Genomic DNA, 24716 nt, shown 5'->3' on the forward strand with positions numbered 1-24716 from the left:
GCGCGTTAGCGACCGCGTTGGGCCACATCTCTTGGTCTTCGACCCTGCGGATCGCTGCACGAGTCCGCGCGGAGACACCGTGGACCTTCAGGACCGGACACTGCCATCGTGGCCGGCACCGCTCTGCGCGGACGGCCTTGGGACGCCTACGCGGCATCGCCCTTTCGGATCAACATGAGACCATCCTGCCACGGCTGGGCACCTACCTGGGCCTCGATCCGCACGCCCGCCGCAGGTGTTCCTGCTATCGGTCCCGGCGTAGATCTTGGGTGGCGTCTCGGGTTGCTATTGGAGCAGGATCATCTTGCGGAGTAGTTCGAATCCGGCTCGTCCGTAGAGCTGCCTCTTGATCTTCTTGATGCGATTTACCGCCCCCTCGATGCTGCCGGAGCTCCAGTCGAGGGTGAGTCCTGCTGTCACTGCGTCGAGGTCTCGGAGCAGGTGGAGTGCGAAGCCGGTGAGGCCGGGTAGTTGGCTGGCGTCGACCGCGTCGATCCAGGCAGGGAGCCTGGCCCCCAGACGGTCGCTGAGTATCTCGCCGAAGTCACGGACATGCCCGGCAGCCGTGTCCAGTTCGGGGCAGCGTGCCAGGACATCCTTCAGGCCGGCACGGTCGTCCTCGCTCAGCGCGGTGGGGTGCCGGGTGAGCCAGCCGGTCATCTGGCGCACCGTCGGAGGCCGGGGCGGCGCGCCGGTCGGAGCCCCGCGGAGGGTGGCGACGTGGGCGCGGACCATCTGGTAGGTGACGGGCGCGTTGTTGGCAACGAGTTCGCTGTGTAGGCGGGTGACGCTGGTGCATCCCTCGGCGAATCGGCGCTCCAGATAGGGCTTGTAGGGGTCCAGCCTGCTGGGTCGGGGACGGTTGTCGCGGATGGTGTCCTGCCAGCGCGTGGCGCTCGCGTACCGGAGTACGGTGTTCAGGCCCCAGCCCAGGTGCCGGGCGATCGCCCGGCGTGAGTGGCCTTGGGCGAGCATCTCGTGGACCAGGGTGTGCGCGGCCTTCTTACGTTCGGCCCGCCGGCCGAGGGGTCCCGAGCCGCTCAGCGGCCGGCCGGACTCCGGGCAGGTCGCCTCCGGCAGTGTGCCGCTGGTCGACGGGCTGCGCAGACAGTCTCGGTGGGCGGCGACACAGGTCTCCACGGCCCGGCCGAGGCCCTGCCACAAGTGAAACCGGTCAGCGACCTGCAGAGCGTCGGGGGCGCCGCGCCGGGCCCCCTCGGCGTAGGCGCCTGCCCGGTCCCGGCAGATGATCTCCACTCCTGAGTGACGGACCAGCCACGCGGCCAGCGGCCCGGCTGCACGTGTCGGGAGGACATCGACCACGCGATGGTCTTCGACGCTGGTCAAGACGGTGGAGTAGGTTTGGCCGCGCCGGATCGCGAAGTCGTCCACGCCCAGCACACGCGGCGTGCTGAACTGCGGATCGGGCAGTGCCATGACCCTGCGTAACAAGGTCATCCGTCCCGCGCCGAAGCCCAGCTGAGCAGCCAGCCGAGCACCGGCCCGCCCGGCCAGGGCGAGCCCCACTCGCTCCAGGGCATGGTTGAGCCGAGTGGTGAACCGTGCGTGCGGGGCGGCCAGCCGGGAGAACGGCTCGGCGAACGTCCGACGCGGGCAGTCCGCCGACCCACAGATGAAGCGCCGGACTGTCAGCCGGATCACAAAGCCCTGCTCAGCGAGCGGAAGGTCCTTCAGCCTGCGCAGATAACGGTCGTGGACACGGTCCGAGAAGCGGCTGCAGTCCGGACATGCAGCCCCGGCCGCGCGGCCTCTCGCCACCACCTCGACCATGCCGAACGCGGCCGTCATCGCCTCGACATCCACCTCGTCGATCCCCTCGAACACCAGCGAGTCCCAGAACAGTGCATCGGTCGACATGACCAGCACCATCACCGTCCACAGCCGACCACGGCAGAGACGGCCCAGCGATTGACGGAGCGTCAGTTCTGTCTTCTTGACGGCAAGGCGTACGCGGTCTCACGCGACCCAGCCCCTCGCAATCGAACACCGAGGTGACGCTCCGCAACTACTCCCCAAGATCGGTGCCTGATCCCGGTTTCGACAGCAGTTGTTCAGTGCTTCGGGAGGCACCCGGGCCGCGGCGTGTTCGATGTTCACGAGAAGCGACAGCACTCGCGCACGCCGATGAGGCGTTGCCGCTCCAGGCAGACCCTACGAACTACGGGATGCTCCAGCGGTGCGGATGGTCGGGATCGGTGGGCAAGCGAAGACGTTGAGCTCGCCGGAGCGGCCCACGGTGACCTCGGTGGGGGTTGCGGACCGAAAGGCGGGCCGGTCTCGGTCCTAGCGGCCGGCCCTCGGGTGCCACTCGCGGCGGAGGAGGCCGAAGACCCAGGAGTCGGAGACGTCGCCGTTGACGACGCAGTCCTCGCGGAGGGTGCCTTCGCGGACGAAGCCGAGCTTCTCCAGGACCCGGGCGCACGCCACGTTGCGGGTGTCGGTCTCGGCCTGGACGCGGTTCAGGTCCAGGGTGTCGAACGCCCACCGCAGGACGGCGTGCGCGGTCTCCGTGGCGTAGCCGTGGCCCCACGCGGCGGCGTCGAAGACGTAGCCCAGGGACGCGCTGCGGAAGTCCGGGTTCCAGCTGGTCAGGCCGCACCAGCCGATGAACGCGCCGTCGGAGAGGCGGTCGACGGCCACCCGCGATCCCGTGCCTTCCTCCTCGATCGTCCGGCAGGTCGCGATGAAGCGCTGGGCGCGGGCCGGTTCGGTCCACGGCGGGGAGTCCCAGTAGCGCAGCACGTTGGCGCTGCTGTGCAGCGCGTAGAGCGACGCCGCGTCGGCGTCGGTGAACGGCCGCAGTCGCAGGCGGGCGGTGTGCAGCTCGGGGGTGGGCAAGGTCATGCGGGGCATCCTGCCGCGTCCCGCTCACCCCCGACCATCCGTTTATCCGGACGGTCGGGGCCGCGTACGGCCGCGGTGACGCCGGACGCGCCGGATGGGCGGTGAGTGCATGGCGAGCAAACGGCGGCCGTACTGGCGCGCCTTCGGGACGCCGACCAGCCTCGTCCTGTACCGGACCCCGGACGGATGGAGGTACGCCGTCCACTTCACCGGGCCGGCCGGGATCGCCGACGGTACTCTTGCCGGTCCTCCGCCCTCGATCGAGCCGGACATCGCGCAGGCGGCCCTGGTTCAGAAGGTGGAGGAACTCATCCACCGCCGGCTCGACGTCCTCTGGCACGCACCCGATCAACCGGATTGGTGGACCGGCACGGTCACCGTCGCAGGGCCGCTTCCACCTGCCTGAAGCCGGCGCACCGATGCAGTCGGAGCACTAGACCCCGACGGCGTCGGCCATCGCACCCCAGCAGCAACTCTCCGTGCCAGTGCTGCTGTCGAAACCCGTGAACATTTCGATTCCCTCTCGGGCGGCGGCTGCCTCCCAAACCGGTGTACATCCGCTGCCCGTTCTCGGGCTCTGGTCCACTTCGTGTGGTCGCGTACGCAGCGTGACTGTCGATCTTCTCGTGATGGTGGCTGAGATAGCCCGAAAATCGCCCGGCCGGTGTGCAGTGTGGCCGACAGTGCTGCGCCGTGAACGAAGTACGGCCGCAACTCGCAGAGTTACTGTTCCCCTCGCTGCAGAACGTGTTGGTGGAGTCGGTCGAGGTGACCGACAGGGTCGTCCGAGTCGAGGCCCTGAGCACTGCCCGGCAAGCGACCTGCCCGGGCTGCGAGCGTCCCTCAGGGCGAATACACGGCTCCTATCTGCGCTTTCCCCATGACCTGCCAACTGCGGGCAAGTCCGTCGTGGTGGCATTGAGGGTGCGCCGGTTCGTCTGCGCGGAAGCCTCCTGTCCGCGCAAGACTTTCGCCGAGCAGGTGCCGGGACTCACCCGCCGGTTCGGCCGGCGGACGGAACGGCTGCGATCGACGCTCATCTCGGTCGGCCTCGCGCTCGCGGGCCGAGCCTGGGCTCGCATGACGGACATCTTCGGGACGCCGGTCAGTCGGAACACCCTGCTGAGGCTGATCGCCTCACTCCCGGATCCGCCCACTGTCACGCCCCGCGTGGTCGGCGTGGACGAATACGCCCAGCGCAAGGGACGGATCTACGGAACTGTGCTCATCGACGTCGAAACACGTCGTCCGATCGACCTCCTGCCCGACCGGCAGGCGGACACGCTCGCGGCCTGGCTCGCCGAGCGGCCCGGCATCGAGATCGTCTGCCGTGACCGAGCTCCCTTCTTCGCCGACGGCGCCACCCGCGGCGCCCCACAGGCCCTCCAGGTCGCCGACCGGTGGCATCTCTGGCACAACCTGGGCGAAGCCGCCGAGAAGTGCGTCTACCGGCACCGCGGCTGCTTGCGCCCCACGCCAGAACAGCCGGAGGAACCCCGGGAGGAGCCGGAGTCGGCCACGTCATCGCCCTGGCCGACAGGGCACCGGTTTGCCGAACGCACCCGCGCCAAGCACGCCACCATCCACGCTCTCCTCGCCGCCGGTCACAGCAAGCGGTCCGTCGCCCGACAGCTCGGCATGACCGGCAACACGATCTTGCGTTTCGCCCGCGCCGCCACCCCGGAGGAGCTGTTCACCGGCCAGTGGCAAAACCGTGCGACCAGGCTCGACGCCTATAAGCCCTACCTCGATCAGCGCTGGCAGGAAGGCTGCACCAACGCCTGGAAATTATGGGAGGAGATCAAGGAACAGGGCTATCCCCGCGGTTACGCCGGCGTCCGCGACTACGTCAGCAGGAACCTTCGCGGCAAACCCCAACCCATCGGCCCTCGTCCGCCGTCGGCCCGCGCCGTCACCCGCTGGATCCTCACCCACCCCGATGCCCTGCCCGAAGGCGACCCGATTCAGCTCAAGGCCGTCCTGGCCAACTGCCCCGAACTGACCGCACTTGTCGACTACGTGCGTTCTTTCGCCCACATGGTCACCGAACTGCAAGGCGACCGACTGCCGGAGTGGATCGCATCCGCCCGAACCACCACCGACCTGCCAAGCCTCAGCCGATTCGCCCAGCACCTCGAACGCGACCTTGACGCGGTCATCGCCGGCCTGACCCTGCCATGGAGCTCAGGCGTCGTCGAAGGACACGTCAACAGGATCAAGATGCTGTCGAGTAGCCGGGGGCATTTCAGCCCCCGGCCCTCACAGAACCGTACGTAACGATCTCTCGTTATACGGCTCTTGCTGCCCTGGTCACCAGACGACGGGGACTGTTGGTACCCAGGCCCAGTGGGCGAAGAACCGGGGCCGCTGGGTAACGGTCCTGTTCCACGCTTCCTGCGCCTTCTTCCGTCCCCGCAGTCGTTTGTATTTCTTGCGGATCCAGCGCATCAGGTAGGCGTTGATGCGCCCCAGGAGGGGATACAGCGCCGACCGGTAGAAGGCACCGTAGTACTGCATCCAACCTCGCACGACTGGATTGATAAGCCGGGCGAGATCCGCTTCAGAGACCTCAGTGTGCAAGTGCAGCCGCCAGGACCGCACCCGCCTACTGATCTTGTTCAGGGCGTCGTTGCTGATCGCCGGATTGAAGCCGGTGAACATTTTCCCGGTCTTCAACCGCACCTGACGGGCCCGGAACGTGAACCCGAGGAACGTGAACGCGGTGTGCTCGTGGGAGCCGCGCCGGTTGCTGTCCTTGCAGTACACGACCCTGGTTTTATCCGGGTGCAGTTCCAGTCCGACCTCGCCCATCCGCTGCTGAAGTGCCGCGAGCACATGGTGTGCTTGGGCCTCGCTGACGCAGTGGACCACCGCGTCGTCCACATAGCGTTCGAAGACGACGCCGGGGAATTCCCGGGTCATCCATGCATCGAACGCATAGTGCAGAAACAGATTCGCGAGCACGGGCGAGACCGCGGAACCTTGCGGGGTTCCCCGGTCCCGGACCTGCAACGAGCCGTCGGGCAGCATCATCGGCGCTTCCAGCCACCGCTTGACATACAGCACCACCCACGGCAACTCGGTGTTCGCCTCGACCGCCTTGACGACCAGGTCCCACGGCACAGTGTCGAAGAACTTCCGGATGTCCAGATCGATCACCCAGTCCGTCCTCCAGCACCGCTGTCGGCAGGCCATCACCGCGTCGAGCGCGGACCGCTGGGGACGATAGCCATAGGAGTCCGGATGGAAGATCGTCTCGACCTTCGCCTCCAGTTCCTGGGCCACGACCGTCTGCGCGATCCGGTCGGCAACCGACGGCACGCCGAGGATTCTCATGCCACCGCCGTGCGCCTTCTCGATCTCCACCGCGCGCACCGGCTGCGGGAAGTACGACCCTGAAGACATCCGATTCCAGATCTTGTAGAGATTGTTCTTCAGATCGGCCCCGAACTCCGCGATCGTCTGTCCATCCACTCCGGGTGCGCCCTTGTTCGCCTTGACCTTCTCCCACGCCTCCCAGACCGCCCGCTTCGAAATCTCGAACGGCTTGTCTGGTGCTTTCAGCTTGTTCACACGACTCCTCCCGGATCACTTCCGGTTGATCGAACAAACCAGCCACGGACAACCCGGTCCCTTCGCTCCACCCCCATTACAGGGACTTCACCGCTACTACGAACCAGTCCGCCGGCGCGCTCGGCGACGGTACTCAATCCCTTACGGGGTCACCGCTTGGGACACTCCCTCTCCCCCGCCCACACGGGCAGGGCATATCCGGGCGCGCCTTCTCCTGTTCCACACGGAAGCCGCAGACCGGGCTCACGTCGTCTACATGCCGGACACCGCCTGGCCAGTAAGCGGAACACCCGCCAGACTCCTCCCGGGATCCGCTTGACACCCCGGTTTTGATGTCGTCGGTATCTGTTTCGACACGTCAGCAACGATTCACTTGCGTTCGTCTTCCCGATCCCCACCTGACGCCTCATGGGCGCCTTTTCCTCATCGCTCACCACGACGGTCTTCAGCCAACGCAGCATGAGGTGGTTTGGAGCCTCCCTCCGCAGGGCGACTCCGAAGGGCCAAAACCTTCATCATCCGTGCAGCACCGCATCAAGAACTCGACCTACATCGACTCCCCTCTGCGTTCAGGACACACCAAGCGGCAGATGTACGGTCGCGCGGGCTTCAAGCTCCTGCGCAAGCGGGTACTGCTTGCCTCCTGACCTCACTGTCGGTGGCCAATGCGACGATCTCCCGACGGCCAAGCGAGGAGAGAAATGGGCACCTGGGACATCGGCCCCTTCGATAACGACACCGCCGCCGACTTCGGAGGTGACCTGGACGAGGCAGCACTGGAAGAACGCGAAGCCATGATCCGCAGCGCGCTCAAACGCGCCGCTGACCCTGCGGACTTCCTGGATGCCTCCGCCGGCGAGCGAGCAGTGGCCGCGGCCGCCCTAGTCGCTGCCCAGCACCCGGATGGCGAACTGACATGTTCCAACTACGGTCCGTCAGAGCCGCTGCCAGAGTTGTCCGCAGACCTTCGAACACTCGCCGTCGACGCTCTGGACCAAGTAGCCTCCGAGCGGTCTGAACTCGCCGAACTTTGGGACGACGCTGCGAACGGCTCGAAGTGGCGCCACGACATCACCCGCCTTCGCTACGTCCTTGACCCTCCGGTCCCTCCACAAGAGGAAACCCTCTTCGACGTCTAAGCGATCACCCACAGTGTCGGGTCACAGAAATCGGACCAGAGCCCGTTCTCGCGGACAGAGCCACATAGGGATGTCAGGCTTCTGTGTCATTGCCAGGAAGCGTTCGCAGGGTTCCAGTGTCCTTGCGCGCTGCCGTCGAGCAGCGGGTTCAGGAACGTCTCGGCAGCCTGGGCCGCTTCGGGGAAGGTGCCGCATCCTTGCAGCCCGATGACCAGTGCGGCGGCGGCTGGGTAGTTGTCGTGCCAGGCGGGCCCCGGCGCTTCGAAGGACTTGGGCAAGGTGAGGTCGATGCTGCGCTGGCAGCGTTGGTCGGCCTCCCGGTGAAGGTCTTGATAGACCGCCCGCCCGTTGACCTCCTCCTGCTGGCTGATCAGCAGCAGGTCGGCCAGGTCGCGGTAGCGGCTGGATGTCCCATCACCATGGCGCTCGTACAAGGCGCAGATCTTGTCGGCGATGTGGTCGATGAGGGGGTAGAGACGGAGACGAACAGTGGGCCAGTCGACGGGCCACGGCAGGTCGCCGGCGGAGGCCAGAGGACTGATTTCAGGGGTGCCGGCGAGGGAGCGGCGGACCGTGATGTCGACCTTGACGCTGTCGACTCGGGTGGGGCCAAGGAAGACCTGGAAGTGCTGCGAGCCTCCGCGGGCGGGGTCGGCTGCGGAGGTGCACTTGCCGGGTGCGAAGCGGAGGAAATCGTTGAGCGCGCAGGCGGCAGCCTCCAGGACGCGCTTGCGTGCCTCGTCCGGGGTCAGGTCGGGATGGGCGGCCTGCAGGTCTCTGTCGCCGCTGAGGCGGGCGGCTCCCCGGTAGCGGACGAGGAGAGCCTGGCCGCCTTTGATAAGCCATCCGTCGGGGTCCTGGGTGAAAACCCGGGCTGCGAGGCGGTTGAAGTAGAAGATCCGCATGAGGTCGGAGACGTTCATGCCCGTCTTGACATCTTCTTCGCTGACTGGTTCAGCGCAGCTCTGAAGGCCGTTGGAGTCGAGTAGGTCTTGCCCATCAATCGCCCCCCCTGGCGTGCTGACTTGAGTCCGCAGACTCTACGCCGGGGGGTGACCGTCGCTCAGCTTGGCTTCGTAGGTGACGGTTGACGCCACTTGTAGGTCAGTTCTGACTCCACCCGGTGCGTGGGGGTGCTGATTTTGTAGGTGAGAAATGACTCCACCTGGCGGCCCCGCTGTGGCGGGTTGAGCCCGTGTCGGGTCACCACTGGGTGACGAGCGGTGTGTCCGGTCCGTGCTGCCGCCAGGTTTCGGTGAGGCGGGCGAGGCGGGTGGGGGTGGCGATGCCGCGCACGGTTGCGATCCTGCCGCCTGTAATGTCGAATGTCACGGCGCCGATGACCTGGTCGCCGATCACGAAGAGAATGGCGGGGGCGCCGTTGACGAGCGCGTAGTGGATGGCGGGCATGCCGCCGGCAAGTCTCCGTTTCGCGGGTGTGGGTTTGAAACCGGCCCGTGCGATGGCGGCGATGCGCTGCGGAGTGTCGTACCGCAGCAGCGTCTTGGCCGGGCCGGCGGCGTTGGAGTCGGCGATCGCGGTCGCGTCGTCGGTGAGCAGAGCCACCAGACGTTCGGTGCGGCCCGAGGAGGCAGCGGCGAGGAATTCCTCGACGATCCTGCGGGCGGATGCCGGGTCGACTTCGCCGCCGCTAGGGCGCGCGGCGGTGATGCGGTGCCGGGCCCGGTGGAGGTGCTGCTGGCTTGCGGATTCGGTGATGTCGAGGATTTCGGCGATCTCGGCGTGGCTGTGGGAGAACGCTTCGCGCAGGACGTAGACGGCCCGCTCGAGGGGTGACAGGCGTTCCATGAGCGTCAGCACGGCCAGGGAGACCGATTCGCGCTGCTCGAACGTGTCGGCCGGGCCGAGCATCGGGTCGCCGTCCAGGAGCGGTTCGGGCAGCCAGGCGCCGACGGTGCGTTCGCGGCGGGCCTGTGCCGAGCGGAGCCGGTCGAGGCACAGGTTGGTGACGACCTTGGTCAGCCATGCTTCCGGCACCTTGATCCACTGCCGGTCGGTGGCCTGCCAGTGCAGGAACGCGTCCTGCACGGCGTCTTCGGCGTCGGCGGCGGAGCCCAGCAGCCGGTACGCCAGCGAGGCCAGCCGGTTCCGGCTGGCCTCGAACCGGTTGGTGTCGAAGCGATCAGTGGCGGTGCTGTCCACGCGGACCTTCCTCGTCAGGCGGCTACGCGACCGTCCTCTCGGCTGCCGCATCCGGTACGGCGGCCAGGTGGCGCTTGAGCTTGGGCAGGCCGAAGGTCGGGTGCGAGGTGGTCCACAGTGACATCTTGAGGATGCCCGCCTTGATCCGCGCGGCCTTGCGGCCGCCCACATACTTCGGCTTTGCTTGCGCTTCGTTGTCGACGATCTGCAGGATCCCGTCCCGCCGCCCGAGGCTGATGTGGTTGCCCAGGTACTCCAGCTTGGTGTTCGGGATCTTGCGGCCGGTCAGGCGTCCCACGATCGCGGCCGTGGCCTGCATGCCGGTGTAGCCGGCCGAAGCGCAGGACATCGGCAGCGGCCGGCCGTTGTCGCCGATGGCGTAGGCACTGTCGCCAGCGGCGTAGACGTTCGGGTGCGAGACCGACCGCATGGTGCGATCGACGACGATCCGACCGTTCTCGGTGACCTCCAGCCCGCTGGCGGAGGCGATGGGGCTGACCGCGAACCCGGCCGTCCACACGGTTGTATCGGATGCCAGGGCGATGCCGTCGGCGCACAGCACCCGCGTCGCTTCGACGGCTTCGACGCTGATGTGCTCCAGGACGGTGACGCCCAGCCGGTCGCAGGCCCGGCGCAGGTGGCCGCGGGCTCCGGCGGAGAGCGGGGCGCCCAGCTCGCCGCGGGCGACCAGCGCCACCGACAGGCCGGGCCGGGATTCGGCGATCTCGGTGGCGGTCTCGATGCCGGTCAACCCGTCGCCGACGACCAGCACACTCCCGTCCTCGTCCCGCCTACTCAGGCTGTCCAGGCGCTCGCGCAGGCGCAGCGCCGCCGGACGACTGGTGACGTGGAAGGCGTGCTCGGCCACGCCGGGGACGCCGTGGTCGGCGACGTGGCTGCCGAGCGCGTAGAGGAGGGTGTCGTAGCCGAGCTCGCCGCCGCCTTCGGCGTCGGCCACGGCGACGACCTGCCGCTCGGGGTCGACGGCGGTGACACGGGCCAAGCGAAGCCGTATCCCCGTGCCCGCAAAGACGTCGGCGAGCTGTGGAGCCTTGATCTCCTGGCCGGACGCGAGCTGGTGCAGCCGCAGCCGCTGGACGAAGTCCGGCTCGGCGTTGATCACGGTGATCTCGGTGTCCGCCGGGGACAGCCGACGGGCCAGGGTCCCGGCCACGTAGGCCCCGGCATAGCCGGCGCCGAGGACGACGATGCGGTGCTTCATGTGCTGCTCCTGTCGGTTCGCTTGGCTCTCCGTGACTTGAGCGGAACAGCGCCCCGATTACTGACAGGAACCACATGTGGCGTGCGTCACAGCACGGCAGTGGCTACCTTGCACCGTGAGTCACGGATAGGAGTCCGGTCCCCACAGCAGAACGGCGCCGTCTTCGTCAGCCCGCAGAGACCGCCGCGGCCTGCTGTGCGGCGCGGGCGCGGGTGGCGGCCAGACGGTAGGAGTCGGTGCCGGTCTCGATGATGTTTCCGCCGAACGTCAACCGGTCCACGATGGCCGCGCAGAGCCTTGGATCCGTAAAGGTTTTGGTCCACCCAAAGGATTCGTTGGAGGCGATCGCCACAGAATTCTTTTCCTCACGCTCCGTCAAAACCTGGAACAGCAGCTCCGCCCCGCGACGATCAAGCTCCATATGCCCTAGTTCGTCAATACAGAGAAGGTCGACGCGGCCGTAGCGGGCGATGGTCTTGGCCAGCAGCTTCTCGTCGGCGGCCTCCACGAGCTCGTTGACGAGCTTGGTGGCCAGCACGTACTTCACCCGGTACTCATGCATTGCCGCCTCGGTGCCCAGCGCGATGAGCAGGTGTGACTTGCCGGTTCCGCTGTCGCCGATCAGACACAGCGGCAGGCCCTTCTTGACCCAGTCGCACTTGGCAAGGGTGTGGATGGCGGCCGCGTCGATGACAGGGTTGGCGTCGAAGTCGAACTGCCGGATCGACTTCTCACGCGGAAAGCCGGCCGCCTTGATCCGGCGCTCCGAGCGGCGCCGTGCCCGGTCGTCGCATTCGGACAGCAGCAGTTCGGCCAGGAATCCGCGATACGTCATCTGGTCACGGAGGGCGGCTTCGGCCAGTTCGGGGTACTGGGTGCGGATGGTGGGCAGCCTGAGCATCCGGCATGCCTGGTCCACGGCGGTGTCGGCGGCCTGTTCGGTCAGTCCGCGGTTGCGCTTGGCGGTCACGGTGCCTCTTCCTGGTATGCCTGGCCGTCGGCGGCACGCCGGCGGAATCGCAGCAGCTGGTCGTAGGCGGCTACCGACGGCAGCGGCCTGGGGTCGGGCGGCAGCGCGGCCAGGCGCCGCTCGGTCAGCGAGGTCACCGTCGCCCCGCCATCCACCCGGCGCGGCGCAATGTCCTGGCTGGCCGACTGGTCGGCGCCCTGGTCGACCTCGCCCCACTTGCGGGCCTCCAGGGCGACCGCGTCGGCGGTCAGCGCGCCAGCCCGCAGCGCAGTCGCGATCCCGGCCACCACGTGCTCGTGGACCATGTGCCGGTGCAGCAGCAGGACGGAGATGAGCGCCCGGGTGCCCTCCGCGTCGCCGTGGGCGGTGCATGCGGCCTGCCACCAGGCGTCGTGGACCGGGGTGAACTTGCCCGCCGAGCGGGCCTGGTCCAGCGCGGTCGCCCCGGGCAGCGCGCCGGGCTTGCGGACCAGCGCTTCCAGGTAGTGGTCCAGCTCCAGGCGGGAGCCGCCCTTGGCGATCAGCCGCTCGTGGCGGGCGACTTCCTTGTGCGCGTCGTAGACCACCAGCTCGGAGGCGTGCAGCACGACCCGCACCATCCGGCCGATCAACCTGACCGGCACCGAGTAGTGGTTCGTGCGCACGCTGACCTGGCTGTAGCGATTCACCCGCAGCGAGGACACCAGCCCGGTCTCGAACTCCTCTTCCGGCAGCGCCACCAGCAGCGGGCGCTCGACGGCGAACATCTCACCGATGGTCAGCGCCCGCTGCATGATCCGGCGGGCGTCGTCCTCCTCATCCCAACGCTCCACCATCGCGTTCAGCTCGGCCAGCGAGGCGACTTTCGGGACGGGGACCAGGTGGTTTCTGCGGAACCAGCCGATCTGCCCCTCGACGCCGCCCTTCTCATGGGCGCCCTCGATGCCGGGATTGCAGTAGAAACTGTTGATCGAGAAATGGGACCGGAACGCCGTCCAGCGGTCGCTTTCCACCCGGCCCCGGGTGTGGCCCAAAACCTGGCTAACCGCGGCGCGCAAGTTGTCGTAGCGGACCTTGCCGCGCGGCACGCCGCCCAGCACTTGAAGCGCGTGGACGTGGCCTTCCAGGAACGCTTCCTTCCCGCACGAAGCGAAGATCTTGTGCACGGCCTTCCCGCTGAACGAAAGGCGCAGCGAGAACAGGAACACCTTGGTGGACACTCCGTCCAGGTGGATCCACACGTCCCCGAAGTCGACCTCCGCCTCGTCACCGGGGCGGTGGGTCTGCGGCACGAACGCCTGCGGCGGGCCGCGGCCCTCCTCCCTCCGGATCTCCGGACGGCGTCCGGCGATGCAGGCGCGGACCATCGAATACGTCACGCCCTGTGCGTCGTGCTCGTCGATCAGCCGGTCGAAGACCCGCTTGACGGTGTGCCGCTGCTTGCGCGGCGCGTCCAGGTCATCCCGCAGGATCTCGTCGATCGTCGCCTTGAACGGATCCAGGCGCGAGATCCGGGGTGGAAGCTGCTTGCGCGGCGGCGGCGCCACCGACTCCAGCGCCATCGCGACCGTCCTGCGGCCCACCCCGTACTTGGCCGACAAAGCCCTGCTGGACAGCCCTTCGACCCGAGCGTCATGGCGTATCGCCGCGTACAACTCGACCTTCGAATAGGGCACTTGAGCCACCCAGGGCTAGCTGATGCACTCCGATACTCTCACCGCAAGGCCCCCAGTGGAGTCAGAACTCACCGACATCAACTGTCCGCCGACAGCACTGGAGTCAAAACCCACCCACCGCTGGCCTCAAAACTGACCTACAAAGCCACAGGGGATTTGCTGATGACGCAGACTGTTGGGGCTGATGGGATCCCCGATGCACGATGGGCTTCGGGCTCCGTCTCACAGCTGCGGGTCCGCGTGGTAGCGGATGAGGGCCAGGCGGCGCCGTTCGAAGTCGTCGGCCTGCTCGGTGATGTAGCCGGTGGAGATGGGCTTGTTGTACTGGGCGGTGATCCCGCGGGCAGCGCACTCCTGCGCAATGGCGTCCGGCGACAGTTGGTCGCTGCGCATCCGGTGCTCGGCCCAGACGTTGTAGACACGGGAGGGCAGGAAGTAGCGGCGCAGGGTGGACGGGCTGACCGGCTTTCCACCGCGGCCATGCATGCCCTTCTGCACGAGGTAGGCGGACAGTTGCTCGGCGGTGGGTTCGTCGCCGTGCTGTGTCAGGTAGTCCATCCACGCGAGGTAGTACCGGTCGACGACGGTGAGGTCGCTTCCCTCGGCAGGGCTCTGCGGCGGCGGTTGCTCTTCGATGGCAGCGTTCACCCGCAGGGCTCGCTTCTCCTTGGCTGCGTGCGCTCCTGCGTCGGCGGGCACCGATTCAGGATCCCCCTCTGATGGGCGAGGCTCATCAGCGGTCTGCTCGCGGGGATCTGCAATCGCCTCGTCGACTGGCAGTTCAGCGTCGCCGAACTCACGCTCCTGGAAGCTCGCGACGAAGGCCGCCAGCTCCTCGCCCGTGAAGGGCCGGCCATCGGCGCCCGCGACGCCGTCCCGCTCGTACACATACGCAGCAAGGACGCCGGCATCGGGATAGGCCCCGTACTGCTGCGCGTACGTGAGCCAGGCGTTGTAGAAGTAGTCGTCCCACGACAGTTCATCGACCGCCTGCTGCGGATCACCGGAGTCGGTCCCGGCTTCGATCGGCAGGCCGTAGCGCTGCTTCAGGACCCGGAGCAGCGGCTGCAGTTGTTCATCGGAGAGCGGGCCGCCGGCTGCGGTGGAGATGCCGTACTCGTCTTGGAGCCAGAAGGCGAACTGAGCGGGCGTGGGCTCGGACTCGAAGTTGGCGAGCCAGGACTGGTAGGCGTCGGCAAGCCGCCCGACGCTCCGCTCGTCCGCCCCCTCCGGGCCGTGAGACTTGTCCAGTTCTGCGAGCGGGTCCTGCCGCACGGGGTGCGGCTCGGCGCTCCCCGGCTGCGCCAGTTCCCTCTCCTGGTCCGCGGTGGCCCGTACGGGGCTCTGCCTCTGGGCCGCAACCGGGGGCCGCTCGACGGTGAACTGGATCGGTGGCTCGTCGATGCCGGCGGCGGCCAGGCCGGCGGGCGCTGTCTCGGCGAGGGGGACGCCGTAGCGGGCGAGCCGCAGCGGCATCATGGCCTCGACCGGGGCCTTGCGCCGCCAGGCGCGGCCGAAGCGGGAGCGCAGGCGGGCCTGGTAGACGAGGCGCTCCTGCTCCAGCTTGATGACCTGCTCGTAGGAGCGCAGTTCCCACAGCTTCATGCGGCGCCACAACAAGAAGGTGGGGAGGGGGGAGAGCAGCCAGCGGGTGAGGCGGACGCCCTCCATGTGCTTGTCGGCGGTGATGTCCGCGATGCGGCCGATCGCGTGCCGGGCCGCCTCGACGGTCACGACGAAGAGGATCGGGATGACGGCGTGCATGCCGGTGCCCAGCGGGTCCGGCCAGGCCGCCGCGCCGTTGAACGCGATCGTCGCCGCCGTCAGCAGCCAAGCCGTCTGACGCAGGAGCGGGAAGGGAATCCTGATCCAGGTCAGGAGCAGGTCCAGGGCGAGCAGGACGCAGATGCCCGCGTCGATGCCGATCGGGAAGACGTAGGCGAAGTTCCCGAAGCCCTTCTTGACGGCAAGTTGGCGGACGGCGGCGTACGAGCCCGTGAAGCCGATACCGGCGATGATGACCGCACCGGTGACGACCACGCCGATGAGAATCCGGTGTGTCCGAGTCAGCAGGATCCGGTCTCCCCGAGCCGGGCGGGGTATTTCGCCGCTCCCCGTACTCACGTCCCACTCCCCCATCTGAGCCTCACAACTGAGCAGATCTCACACTCCCACGATGCGCCGCAGGTTGTGACTCTTCGGGTCCGCTTGTCGTGGATCGTCGACGAAAAGTGATCACTTGCGTGCTTGATGCGCACCAGTGTCAGCTGCGGGAGCTCACCCTCTTTACGCCGTAACTGGGTCGCCCAGATGTGCGCGACCGCGACCACCGACCGCGCCACCGGGGACCCGGGCCAGCCCGGTGTACGGATCCGCCTGTATGCCGACCTCCGGCAGGCTCTCCCCCTCGACCCGCCACGGCCGTAACTGAGTCCTCCAGCACGCAGTGAGGCCTGCTCCGCCACCACGGGGGGAGTGACGGACCAGGCCTGCGTCCACGGTGCCACACCCACCCTTAACGCGCTCGCCCTCTGGGGAAGTCGGCGCAGGTGCGGCTCCGTGACAGGAACAGGATCGGGATGGCGTCCCGCCAAGTGGTGTAGCGGGACATGACCCTTCTTGGGTGGACGTGGCTACCTGAAGGCGCCGTCAGGTGAACGCGGCTGCCGGCAGCTCTGCCTCCGTCTTCTCCCACGGGAGGTAGATGCCAAGCTCGCCCTCCAGGAACCGCAGGAACGCGACGTCGCCCACCTCGTTACCGCTGTGAACGAAGCCAAGCGCCACTTCGGCTGGGGCGCCGTTCGTAAGGTGCGGCTGGCCGGGCTCGAAGGACGTCACCGGCTCGCCGTGGAGGGCGTAGTCGACGCGGCTGAAGCCCTTCGCGTTGCGATGGATGCAAAACGCCCGCCCGCGCTGGGACAGCGCCGCCAGGTAGGTCCCCGTATGGCAGTGGAATTCCTCCAGCGCATACGCCCAGCCCGCCACCGAGCCCGCTCGGACGATGGTGTCCGGCGGGGCGGGCAGAAAACCCCCGTTCGTCAGCCGGGCAATCGCCGCTTCGTCTTCCCAGTCCAGGAAGTCGAGGTCACTGATGTGGTCCTCCTCATCCCTGAGCAGCAGCTCGTGTGCCGCGGAGCGGGTCAGCGGGACAATGTGACGCTCCTCGGCGCCGACGCTGCGCAGCAGCTCGTACGGCGAGAGACCCTCGCTGAGTGTGAGCGTGAAGCTGATGTTGTAGACATTGGCTATCCAGCGCAGCCCGTTCTCCGTACATCTCCGGTTCATCAAGCGGCCCTCCCTGCATGGTGGTCCGCCGCGATGGCAGCCCCCGCGAGCAGAACCTAACGCTCGGCGCTCACACCCACTGGCGGTAGGCCGGTCGCCCACACCACTTGGTGGGACACGACCAGGATCGGTGCGGGGCCGCATGCGGGCCCACAGCAGGGCAAGCACGGCGGCCGCGTTCGCGCGGGATCGGTCCCAGACGGCGAAGTAGTCGGTATGTAGCTGGTCGAACTCCTCATCTCGGCCGGGCTCGACGCGGATGCCGCGGCCGCGGCCGAACACGAGGTTGATCTGCCGGTTCTGCTCCAGGCTCAGGCCTCGGAGGGGTGGCACCGGCTGGACTTGGTGGTCTACCACCATGACCGGCCCGTGGCTCGCCAACAGTGACGAACCCGGCCGGTAAGAGCAGCAACTGCGCAACGAGCAACACGCCGACCCCGCAGCCGCGGAGGCCTGGCAACCGAGGTCAGGCGATGGAGTGAAGGAATGCTTTGGCAGCAGCCAATTTGCCTTTGTAAGCATGCGGCAGCCGTCCATGCAGCGCTTCGAAGAGCTGAACCGCTTCCCGCGCAGCATCAATGGCTTTCACCCGTTGTCCCACCCCCTGCTGTTGCACGCCAATGTTGTACAGGGCGGCGGCGAGGTCGGGAGTGTGGACGTTTCCTTCCACTTCAACCAATTTGCGGTATAGATGAAGTGCCTCCGCAGCAGCCTCTAAGCCTTCCATCCGTCGTCCTGCCTCGTGCAGCATGGCTCCGAGAACGAGCAGGGCACGGGCGAGATCGGTGGTGTATTGAAGCCCCCGCACCAGTCCCCGCCACAGTTCAACGGACTCTTGGATGGCTTCCAGCCCCTCCGCCGGCCGCCCTACAGCATCCAACAGCACCCCGAGGGTGTGCGAGACGGCAGCAAGTTTTGAGGCATGGCCCTTCTGCCCGATAACCCCCCGCAGCAGGGATGCAGACTCCTGGACGACTTGCAGTGCTTCCGCCGACCGACCTGCCTCACCTAGGTCCGTACCGAAGCTGTGCAAGACGCTGGCGAGACCGATGATGTGGGCGTCCGGGGCCACCTCCACCAGCCCTCGCCACAGCTCAACCGACTCCCGGGTGGCCTCAAGCGAATCGTCCCACCTCCCCAGCGCAGGCAGCCGCATTGCGAGCTTGTGTAGAGCGTCGGCAAGACCGATGGTGTGGGCGTCTGGGGCCACTCTCACCAAGTCCCGCCATAGGTCCACCGACTCCTGGGCAGCTTCCAGTGCTACCTCCCACTGCCCCACCGCAGCCCTCTGCTCTCCGAGCTCGCGTAAGGCGTCGGCAAGACCGGCGGTATGGGCGTCCGGGGCCACTTCCACCAACCCCCGCCATAACGCAACCGACTCCTGCACAGCTTCCATCCCCTTCGTCGGCAGCCCCATTGCAGCCTGCCGCTTCGCGAGCTCGCGAAGCGCTTCGGCAAGACCGGCGGTATGGGCGTCCGGGGCCACCTCCACCAAGCCGCGCCACAACGCAACCGACTCCTGAAGGGCCTTCAGCGCTTCCAGGGATCCCGACCACGATCCCGATCCCTGGGCAGCCAGCTGCTTCGCTAACACGTGGAGAGCGTCGGCAAGACCGTCGCTGTGGACATCCGGGGCCACCGCCGCGGTGCTGGCCGCGGCCCGTCTGGTGTGCTGAGGATCGCCGCCGCCCTCGACCAGCGCGTCTCCGTCCTCGTCGACTGAGCCCGTTACGCCTCGGCGCGCACCAGCAGCGTGCCGATGTGCCCCGGCTTCGGTGCGTCGATGATGCGCGCCTCCGCGCTAGTGAATCCGGCAGAGAGCAGCAGGCGCTCCCACACCGCGGGGCGGTAGCTGTAGCGATAGGTGAACATGGCCTTGCCCGCGAAGCCGCCCTTGTACATGCCCTGCGGACCGTACGCGCCCGGGATCGCGGGCGGCTGGGAGAATACGAAGACACCACCCGACGCCAAGTGCTCGCGCACGAGCGGGAACAGCCGGGACGGGTCGGTGAACCAGACCGCACCGAAGATCGAGTACACCGCGTCGTACCGGGCGCCGTCGGCGGTGAGCCAGTCGAGGACCTCGCCCTGCTCGATGCGCACACCGAGCGGCGCCCACCGCTCGCCCGCGAGTTCCGTCATGCGCGGCGACAGGTCGACACCGGCCGCCTTCACCCCCTCCTGCGCGAGGTGGGCGAGGGCGCGGCCGGTGCCGCAGCCGATCTCCAGCACCGATTCCGGGGTGCCAAGGAGTTCAGGGCCGGGGCCGTGGCCGGCGTACTGCGTCCAGCAGAACGAGGGCTCGGCGTCCGCGTCGAACGCGCTTTTGGCGTAGGTGTCCCACAGTTCGGTCTCGGCGGGGATGTCGTGGGGTACGGGCACAGTTGTTCCTCTGGTCGTCGGGATGCGGGAGCCCCCGCCCTCGGGAGCCGTGAGGACGGGGGCGACTGTAGCGGCTCAGTGGCTGTCGGGGACCTTGTCGTCGCAAGGTGAGCAGTCCGCGCCGTCGATGGCCCATAGCTCTTCGTCGATGGCCCATCCCTGGCTCTTGAGGAAGTCGCCGGTGCGCAGGCACAGGCCGTCGCTGCGGCGCTCGATGAACGGTGCGTGATGCTTGAACCGGCCGCCGTTGTAGAGGCGGCAGATGCCCCACCAGACAGGTGTGTCGAGGATCAGCTGGTGGACGCCGATGTCGACGAGCTTGCCGACGCCGAGGTGCACGTCCGGGTTTTCGATTGAACCCATGACGTACATCACGCCGTTGGAGAGGATCCGTTCGGCCATGTCGCGGACCATGGTGTGGTCGCGCAGAAGCAGCGCGATTTCGCGGTCCCAGATGCTCATGGCGGAGTCGAAGACGTTCACGGTCAGCTCGGTGATGTGCGGGGCGACCGCGTTGAGGAGTTCCTTCGGGTCCCGTGTACCAGTGCGGGCGGGTTGTTCGAGGGTGACGGTCATGGACGTTCCCTTCTGGGGTGTCGTGCCGTGCCTTGCGGAGGAGCCGCCCCGGGGCTCGACCTGTCCAGGGTTGGGGCCCGGGGCGGCGCTTGGCACCCGTCCCGCCGGAGTCCTTCCGGGACCTCCGACGGGACGGGCATCTGTGGGTGCGGCCCTGACCCGGACGGCCGCCTTAGGGCCCCTGTTGCCGGGGCGGGCAGGGTGCGCGGTCGTCAGTGACGGCGCACCGTGTTGGCGCAACTGCTGTGAATCTGGCCAGCTGTGGCTGCGCCTCCGGACTGGCTGACGTTGTCGTAGGGCTGCGAGTCCTCGCCCTGCCTGATCGGCTTGTCGCAGGTCAGGCACATCGTGACGCCGGTCAGCGCCTCGTAGTGGTCACACAGGGCAGCGAGCGAGCGGCTCAGCTTCCGGGCGTATGCGAGGGCTCCGTGTGCGCCGGGGCCAGGTGTGGCGCGAAGCTTTCCTCGGGCCTCACCGATGCAGGCGAGCGCGCAGTACCGGGGGATGTCGTCTTTGGGCTGCTTGAGCGCAGCGACCTCGACCTCGGGGATGAGGAGCTCCATGTGTCCGCGCAGGGTGTGCGTGAGTGCGCCCACGCCCTGGACGGTGGTCGCGTCCTCGTCGGGCGGCAGAAGAAGAGCGATGGTCTGGCGCATGGTGGCCAAGTCCACGGGACTGGCACCAGGCACTGCGACGGCCTTCACCGGATTCCACCTGCCTGCCCGTGAAGCGGGCAGGCGCAGTCCGGGAACCTCGTGTTCATCCCTTCCTGCTCAGGCATGTAGTCACGGGGCACGCTCACCGTGGCGCGCGGCGGGCTGACGATACCCTCGCGGGTGACCGTGTAGACCGAGATCGTCATCTTTGCGCCCTGTGGGCGCGGGTGATGCCGGGCTGTACCGTTCATCGCGTCGACGCTCCCTCGCTGGTTTGAGCGTTGGCCATGCCCCGGGGCCGTTCGCGCGGCTCGCGGGGACTGATGCTTTCCGCCGGGTGCGCAGGCGCCCTGCCAGGGCGGCAGCCGCAGGTGACGATGAGCCACTCGCGGCTGCTGCCGCGGACGACCACCACGCCGGCAGCGCGCAGGGGCAGGTTGACGGCACCGCAGTAGAAGCACGCCTCGCCGTGAAGGCGGACGATGCTCACTGAGGGGTCGACGACCGCCCGAGCGAGCGGGAGTGCATCAGGCATCCCCATTCCCATCTGCCGATTCCTGCGCGTGGGACAGATGGTGGGGGCATGGAGGAGCCACAAGTACCCCGGCGAGGGGTAGTTGGGGTACAGGTCAGGTGGCGGCGCACCACTCAGCGAAGTTGGTGAGCGTCTCGGAGTCGGCCCGCTTCAGCCGACGGAGCGTGGCGGCGTCTTCGCGGACCCAGGGGTGTTCGCGCGTGTGCTGTGGGGCGATGCGACGGGCGACCTTCAGCGACTCGAAGGCGTCATCAGCGACTCCCGCCCACAGCTGGGCACGGGCGAGTTCGATGTAGAAACCGCTGCGCCGCTCGGCTGGCAGGCTGGCGGGCGGCTTCCATTCGCGGGCAACGTCGAGCGCCTGGCCGACGTGGTCCCCACCGAGACTGACGGCAACGGACACCTCGTGGGTCCTTACGGAGTCGGGTCCGAAGGCTGTGCCGTAGTAGACGTCTTCGGGTACTCGATCGGCAAGGGCGCGGGACTCGCTCAGGTGTGTCTCTGCGGCGTCCGCGTCGGAGGACCGGCCGGCGATGACGGCGGCTCGCATATGGAGGGCTCCGCGCGCCGCGGTCTCCGTTGGGGTAGTGGGCTCCGGGGCGGCGTCGAGCGCGAGCTCCAGGGAGCGGAGCCCGGCAGCGTGCGCCCGCGCGGCGAAGTAGGTCTCGGTGCGGACGTAGGCGACGGAGGCGGCGAGCAGTGGGTCTTCGGCCTCTGGGCTGGCCCACCGCATGATGTCGACCATGCGTGCGGAGAGGTCGCGGGCGCCGAACTTGTAGGCGACAGCGTCGGCCGAGCGGTAGGCGCTGACCACAAGGCTGGCCGCGTCGGCCCGCTCGTGTGCGGGCGCCGCGTGGTAGGCGCGAGCGAGTTCACTGAGGAGTGCGGGAAGCCTGCGGGCGATGCGTGTGTACTGGGCGCCGAGTCGCCACTTGGCGGCCTCGTCTACCGCTATCCGCAGTTCATGCATGGGACGGACTGGCCCGTCTTCGGGCAGATCGTAGGTGACGATAGCAGCGGAGAGAGCCGGTAACGCTTCGCGGACCTCTGTGTGGGCGGGGCCGCGGTCGCTACGCAGGCGAGACGGGTCGACGCCGAGAGCTCCGGCGATGGCCTCCAGCGTCGCGCCGGTGACGCCTCGCTCTCCTCGCTCGATCTTGCGGACCGTCCCGAGGGCGACTCGGGCCGCATCCGCGAGTTCCTGCTGCGTCATCTTCGGACGGACGACGCTGCGGTAGTAGGCGATTCGTCTGCCTACTCCGCCGTCGGTGTGTGCGGGCATACTGTCTCCAGTTCGGGCATCCACTCCGAACGGTACTCGCGCGGAGACGCTGCGTGTACGCGAACGGCCCCACCAGCTCGGTGGGGCCGCTTCGTTGAGGTCAGCGTGCAGCAATCTCGATCAGCTGGCTCAGGGTCTCGATGCGCCAGTCCGCTTCCTTGACGACCGCCGGATCGTCGGCCCACAGATGCCCCCACGGTCCCCGCCGCAGATGCGCGACACGCAGGCCTGCCGCACGTGCGGGGCGGACGTCGTTCGCCGGGTGATCGCCCACGTAGAGCGCCGTGTCGGCCGGGGCCTGCGCGAGCTCCAAGGCGCGCTGGAAGAACTCTGGTGCGGGCTTGGCGACGCCCAGCTCCTCGGAGGTGACAATGAGGTCTGCTGGCAGGTCGAGCGCTCGCAGCAACTGGCCTGCTCGCGCCGTCTGGTTGCCTGCGATGACGACGCGGACTCCGTTCTCGCGCAGCGCGGTCAGAGTGGGGCGGACGTCGCGGTAAAGGTCCGTCTCATCGAGGTGCTCGCCGCGGCCGGCTGCCTCGCGGGCCGCGTACTCGGCGGCAATGTCGATGCCTGGCCGGATGAGTCGAAGTGCTGCGGCGTTGTCATGACCTTGGGCGACGACAGCCCCGACGAGGGCGGAGAGCGTGTGCCGCGATACGCCAAGCCAGTCGGCCCAGGAAGCCCAATAGCGGTCGTCTCGGGTGATCGTCTCGCCGACGTCGAACAGGATGGTGTCAATCACGCCTGGGAGCCTACGGTGTCACGCAGGTAGGCCCGTTGTCAGTGTTCGACCGTAGTCTGTAGACATGTCCCGCAGCCCCGAACGCCCTGGTTCCGCGCGGTCTGCTGCCGATCTGAACGAGCAGATCCGCAGCCTGTGACTGCGTGCGGGCGGCACTCTGTCGGCGGCCGAGCGGCGGGAGTACGAGGCTCTCCTCATCGAGTGGGCTGCCGCTGTGCGCGCCGAGGTCGTGAAGGCGCCGGTTCCAGGCGGCAGTGATCGAGGTGCACTCCGTGGCGAACATGATTCGCCTCGAAGGGCACCTCGATCCCGCGATCGTCCTCGGCCGCTTCGAGCGGAAGCTCGCGACGCCTGGCACTCTGGCCCGAGCAAGGGAGTATCTGAACTTGCTCCGCGCCACCCAAAGCGAGTTGCTGCAGGCGTACTTGGAGCTGCGCCTGGTCGCCAATCCTGAGCCGCTGGAAGCCGCGAACAAGGTCCTGACGCGAGTGTCCGCAATAGCGGCCCCTGGCCGGCGGTGGCCTACAGGCCGACGAAGCCATTACCTCGGTGGTCGAGGCGCAGCGCGAGTTCACCGACATCTGCCGAGATGATCTGTGGTACCTGCCGAAGTGGTGGCAGGTATACCGGCCCGCCTGGTGGAAGGCGCGCCGCTGGCGCAGACGCCGGACTAATTGATCGTCCCGGTCCAGTGCGGGTCTTCGGCCAGCAGGTCGGCTTGCTCGTCCATGCGGGTCATGGTGACCACAACCTTGGTCCCATACGTCTTGTCGAGGGCGCTCTCGCTGGTGAAGGTTCCGGTCTGCGCCGGCGCAATGCGTCCCGTCATGGATCGTGAGCCCTTCTCAACGGACAGCATGGTCACCTCGCCGCCGTTGGTGGCCCCCTGTTCGCTCTCGGACCGCTGGTCGAGGTCGAGTGGCTTCTTGGTGCCGTTAGTGATGCTCCAGGTCACGCGGTACCCGGTCTGACCGGCTTCGGGGCGGTCGTCCCACTCGCCGAACTGTGTGAGCCTGCGGATGTTGGTGATGGTGACTTTCACGCCGTCGTTGTAGGCGAACGTGTCGCCGACCGCGAGTTCGGTGTTCGGCTGCTTGTCGGCCGGTGTCGCGCTGGAACACTGATCGATCCAGTCGGACTGCGAGAGCGTCGAGTCGGGGCCGCAGTCGGGCGACTTGGATGAGCTGGGGGCGCCGGCCGTGGCTCGTTCGGCCTTGCCTTGCTGGTGGTCTGCCCCGGCGCATGCGGTGAGTGTCGCCGCGAGGATGGCGACGGTGATGAGCGCAGTTCTGGCGTGCATGGTCCCCCCAAGGACAGTACTGAGCGCCGCCAGTGTGGGGAGGTACCGCCCGTACGGCGAGGGTATGCGCATGAGTCGTGGCCGATTTGTGACGGAGGCAAGTTCCCGTCCCCACAAGGGCGTAGGTCTGGTGACCCTCAGCCGTAACCCGTGACGCTCCCGCCTCATGATCCGCTGAGGAGAGTGTGGCCCCCGGGCGGGGTCAGGGCGCCTGCTCTCCGGGGAGGTACGCGGGCGCCGACGTGCAGGCGCAGGCTCGTTTTCCCCCCCGTGACGGGTCTGCCTCTGCTCGCATGAGCCGCCCGGGCACCCACCCCCCTATCGCTGCCAAGGGCGCTCTGGGAACTCACGGGGCTCATCGGGCTTCGGAT

The 24716-nt window shown here is 67.8% G+C and carries 21 protein-coding genes and 1 pseudogene; 5 read left to right on the plus strand and 17 right to left on the minus strand.

The genetic code is table 11. The features are described from left to right. Positions 1-285 precede the first annotated feature (285 nt). Together AB5J53_RS05080 and AB5J53_RS05085 are read right to left on the minus strand one after the other, a co-directional pair. Positions 286-1878: an ISL3 family transposase gene (locus tag AB5J53_RS05080; RefSeq protein ID WP_369244425.1), complete on the minus strand. Its 1593-nt coding sequence runs from the start codon at positions 1876-1878 to the stop codon at positions 286-288. A 426-nt stretch (positions 1879-2304) separates the two neighbouring features. Then, complete coding sequence (locus AB5J53_RS05085; RefSeq protein WP_369244426.1) at positions 2305-2865, minus strand: GNAT family N-acetyltransferase; 561 nt, start codon at positions 2863-2865, stop codon at positions 2305-2307. A gap of 109 nt (positions 2866-2974) precedes the next feature. Here AB5J53_RS05085 and AB5J53_RS05090 point away from each other — a divergent pair, with 109 nt between their 5' ends. Next, entirely contained in the window at positions 2975-3271 is a 297-nt protein-coding gene (locus AB5J53_RS05090; protein WP_369244427.1) for a hypothetical protein, read from the plus strand. Between the two features lie 287 nt (positions 3272-3558). Next, positions 3559-5142, plus strand: a complete 1584-nt coding sequence (locus tag AB5J53_RS05095; protein WP_369244428.1) for an ISL3 family transposase — start codon at positions 3559-3561, stop codon at positions 5140-5142. A gap of 33 nt (positions 5143-5175) precedes the next feature. Here the strand turns inward: AB5J53_RS05095 and ltrA are convergent, their stop codons facing one another. Then, a complete protein-coding gene (gene ltrA, locus AB5J53_RS05100) occupies positions 5176-6438 on the minus strand; it encodes a group II intron reverse transcriptase/maturase (protein WP_369244429.1) in 1263 nt (420 codons plus the stop codon). A 521-nt stretch (positions 6439-6959) separates the two neighbouring features. Between ltrA and AB5J53_RS05105 the strand changes: the two genes are divergently transcribed. Both AB5J53_RS05105 and AB5J53_RS05110 read left to right on the plus strand, forming a co-directional pair. Further along, complete coding sequence (locus tag AB5J53_RS05105; RefSeq protein ID WP_358950878.1) at positions 6960-7085, plus strand: hypothetical protein; 126 nt, start codon at positions 6960-6962, stop codon at positions 7083-7085. 54 nt (positions 7086-7139) lie between these two features. After that, complete coding sequence (locus AB5J53_RS05110; protein ID WP_369244430.1) at positions 7140-7577, plus strand: DUF4259 domain-containing protein; 438 nt, start codon at positions 7140-7142, stop codon at positions 7575-7577. 86 nt (positions 7578-7663) lie between these two features. Here the strand turns inward: AB5J53_RS05110 and AB5J53_RS05115 are convergent, their stop codons facing one another. The 6 genes and pseudogenes from AB5J53_RS05115 to AB5J53_RS05140 all read right to left on the minus strand — a co-directional run. Continuing rightward, complete coding sequence (locus AB5J53_RS05115; protein ID WP_369244431.1) at positions 7664-8500, minus strand: nucleotidyl transferase AbiEii/AbiGii toxin family protein; 837 nt, start codon at positions 8498-8500, stop codon at positions 7664-7666. 280 nt (positions 8501-8780) lie between these two features. Beyond that, positions 8781-9740: a sigma-70 family RNA polymerase sigma factor gene (locus tag AB5J53_RS05120; RefSeq protein WP_369244432.1), complete on the minus strand. Its 960-nt coding sequence runs from the start codon at positions 9738-9740 to the stop codon at positions 8781-8783. 22 nt (positions 9741-9762) lie between these two features. Next, positions 9763-10962, minus strand: a complete 1200-nt coding sequence (locus tag AB5J53_RS05125; RefSeq protein WP_369244433.1) for an NAD(P)/FAD-dependent oxidoreductase — start codon at positions 10960-10962, stop codon at positions 9763-9765. Between the two features lie 166 nt (positions 10963-11128). Further along, positions 11129-11932 carry an IS21-like element helper ATPase IstB gene (gene istB, locus AB5J53_RS05130; RefSeq protein WP_369244434.1) on the minus strand — a complete coding sequence of 268 codons (804 nt, stop codon included), beginning with the start codon at positions 11930-11932 and terminating at the stop codon, positions 11129-11131. After that, the gene (gene istA / locus AB5J53_RS05135) at positions 11929-13587 is read right to left on the minus strand and encodes an IS21 family transposase (protein ID WP_369244435.1); all 1659 of its coding nucleotides are present in this window, start codon (positions 13585-13587) and stop codon (positions 11929-11931) included. Before istA ends, istB begins: the two co-directional genes overlap by 4 nt. Before the next feature lie 1398 nt (positions 13588-14985). Further along, a pseudogene (locus tag AB5J53_RS05140) lies at positions 14986-15663 on the minus strand (DUF2637 domain-containing protein); the annotation flags it as partial. Between the two features lie 174 nt (positions 15664-15837). On the opposite strand from AB5J53_RS05140, the gene AB5J53_RS05145 reads away from it, so the two are divergent. After that, on the plus strand, positions 15838-16014 hold the full coding sequence (locus AB5J53_RS05145; protein ID WP_369244436.1) for a DUF6207 family protein: 177 nt from the start codon (positions 15838-15840) through the stop codon (positions 16012-16014). Positions 16015-16236: 222 nt separating this feature from the next. Here AB5J53_RS05145 and AB5J53_RS05150 read toward each other — a convergent pair whose 3' ends face one another. The 8 genes from AB5J53_RS05150 to AB5J53_RS05185 all read right to left on the minus strand — a co-directional run bounded on the left by AB5J53_RS05150 (position 16237) and on the right by AB5J53_RS05185 (position 24345). Continuing rightward, complete coding sequence (locus AB5J53_RS05150; protein ID WP_369244437.1) at positions 16237-16872, minus strand: DUF6461 domain-containing protein; 636 nt, start codon at positions 16870-16872, stop codon at positions 16237-16239. Positions 16873-17338: 466 nt separating this feature from the next. Further along, positions 17339-18466: a hypothetical protein gene (locus tag AB5J53_RS05155; RefSeq protein ID WP_369244438.1), complete on the minus strand. Its 1128-nt coding sequence runs from the start codon at positions 18464-18466 to the stop codon at positions 17339-17341. A gap of 134 nt (positions 18467-18600) precedes the next feature. Further along, the gene (locus AB5J53_RS05160; RefSeq protein WP_369244439.1) at positions 18601-19254 is read right to left on the minus strand and encodes a class I SAM-dependent methyltransferase; all 654 of its coding nucleotides are present in this window, start codon (positions 19252-19254) and stop codon (positions 18601-18603) included. A 75-nt stretch (positions 19255-19329) separates the two neighbouring features. Then, positions 19330-19830 (minus strand): hypothetical protein, encoded by a 501-nt coding sequence (locus tag AB5J53_RS05165; RefSeq protein WP_369244440.1) that lies wholly within the window; start codon positions 19828-19830, stop codon positions 19330-19332. Positions 19831-20042: 212 nt separating this feature from the next. After that, positions 20043-20501, minus strand: a complete 459-nt coding sequence (locus tag AB5J53_RS05170) for a DUF6415 family natural product biosynthesis protein (protein WP_369244441.1) — start codon at positions 20499-20501, stop codon at positions 20043-20045. Between the two features lie 614 nt (positions 20502-21115). Continuing rightward, positions 21116-22303, minus strand: a complete 1188-nt coding sequence (locus AB5J53_RS05175) for a helix-turn-helix domain-containing protein (RefSeq protein WP_369244442.1) — start codon at positions 22301-22303, stop codon at positions 21116-21118. A gap of 100 nt (positions 22304-22403) precedes the next feature. Further along, positions 22404-23045, minus strand: a complete 642-nt coding sequence (locus tag AB5J53_RS05180; RefSeq protein WP_369244443.1) for an HAD family hydrolase — start codon at positions 23043-23045, stop codon at positions 22404-22406. 670 nt (positions 23046-23715) lie between these two features. Continuing rightward, the gene (locus AB5J53_RS05185) at positions 23716-24345 is read right to left on the minus strand and encodes a hypothetical protein (protein ID WP_369244444.1); all 630 of its coding nucleotides are present in this window, start codon (positions 24343-24345) and stop codon (positions 23716-23718) included. Positions 24346-24716 lie beyond the last annotated feature (371 nt).

It is taken from the genome of Streptomyces sp. R41 (assembly GCF_041053055.1).
GTDB lineage: Bacteria > Actinomycetota > Actinomycetes > Streptomycetales > Streptomycetaceae > Streptomyces.

What these genes read in the sequence shown, in the direction of transcription:
- AB5J53_RS05145 (WP_369244436.1), top strand. Translation starts at nt 15,838, where the DNA reads ATGCGCACCAGTGTCAGCTGCGGGAGCTCACCCTCTTTACGCCGTAAC.
- AB5J53_RS05125 (WP_369244433.1), bottom strand. Translation starts at nt 10,962, where the DNA reads ATGAAGCACCGCATCGTCGTCCTCGGCGCCGGCTATGCCGGGGCCTAC.
- AB5J53_RS05175 (WP_369244442.1), bottom strand. Translation starts at nt 22,303, where the DNA reads ATGCCCGCACACACCGACGGCGGAGTAGGCAGACGAATCGCCTACTAC.
- AB5J53_RS05110 (WP_369244430.1), top strand. Translation starts at nt 7,140, where the DNA reads ATGGGCACCTGGGACATCGGCCCCTTCGATAACGACACCGCCGCCGAC.
- AB5J53_RS05080 (WP_369244425.1), bottom strand. Translation starts at nt 1,878, where the DNA reads ATGTCGACCGATGCACTGTTCTGGGACTCGCTGGTGTTCGAGGGGATC.
- AB5J53_RS05150 (WP_369244437.1), bottom strand. Translation starts at nt 16,872, where the DNA reads ATGAACCGGAGATGTACGGAGAACGGGCTGCGCTGGATAGCCAATGTC.
- AB5J53_RS05165 (WP_369244440.1), bottom strand. Translation starts at nt 19,830, where the DNA reads ATGACCGTCACCCTCGAACAACCCGCCCGCACTGGTACACGGGACCCG.
- AB5J53_RS05090 (WP_369244427.1), top strand. Translation starts at nt 2,975, where the DNA reads ATGGCGAGCAAACGGCGGCCGTACTGGCGCGCCTTCGGGACGCCGACC.
- AB5J53_RS05115 (WP_369244431.1), bottom strand. Translation starts at nt 8,500, where the DNA reads ATGAACGTCTCCGACCTCATGCGGATCTTCTACTTCAACCGCCTCGCA.
- AB5J53_RS05185 (WP_369244444.1), bottom strand. Translation starts at nt 24,345, where the DNA reads ATGCACGCCAGAACTGCGCTCATCACCGTCGCCATCCTCGCGGCGACA.
- AB5J53_RS05085 (WP_369244426.1), bottom strand. Translation starts at nt 2,865, where the DNA reads ATGACCTTGCCCACCCCCGAGCTGCACACCGCCCGCCTGCGACTGCGG.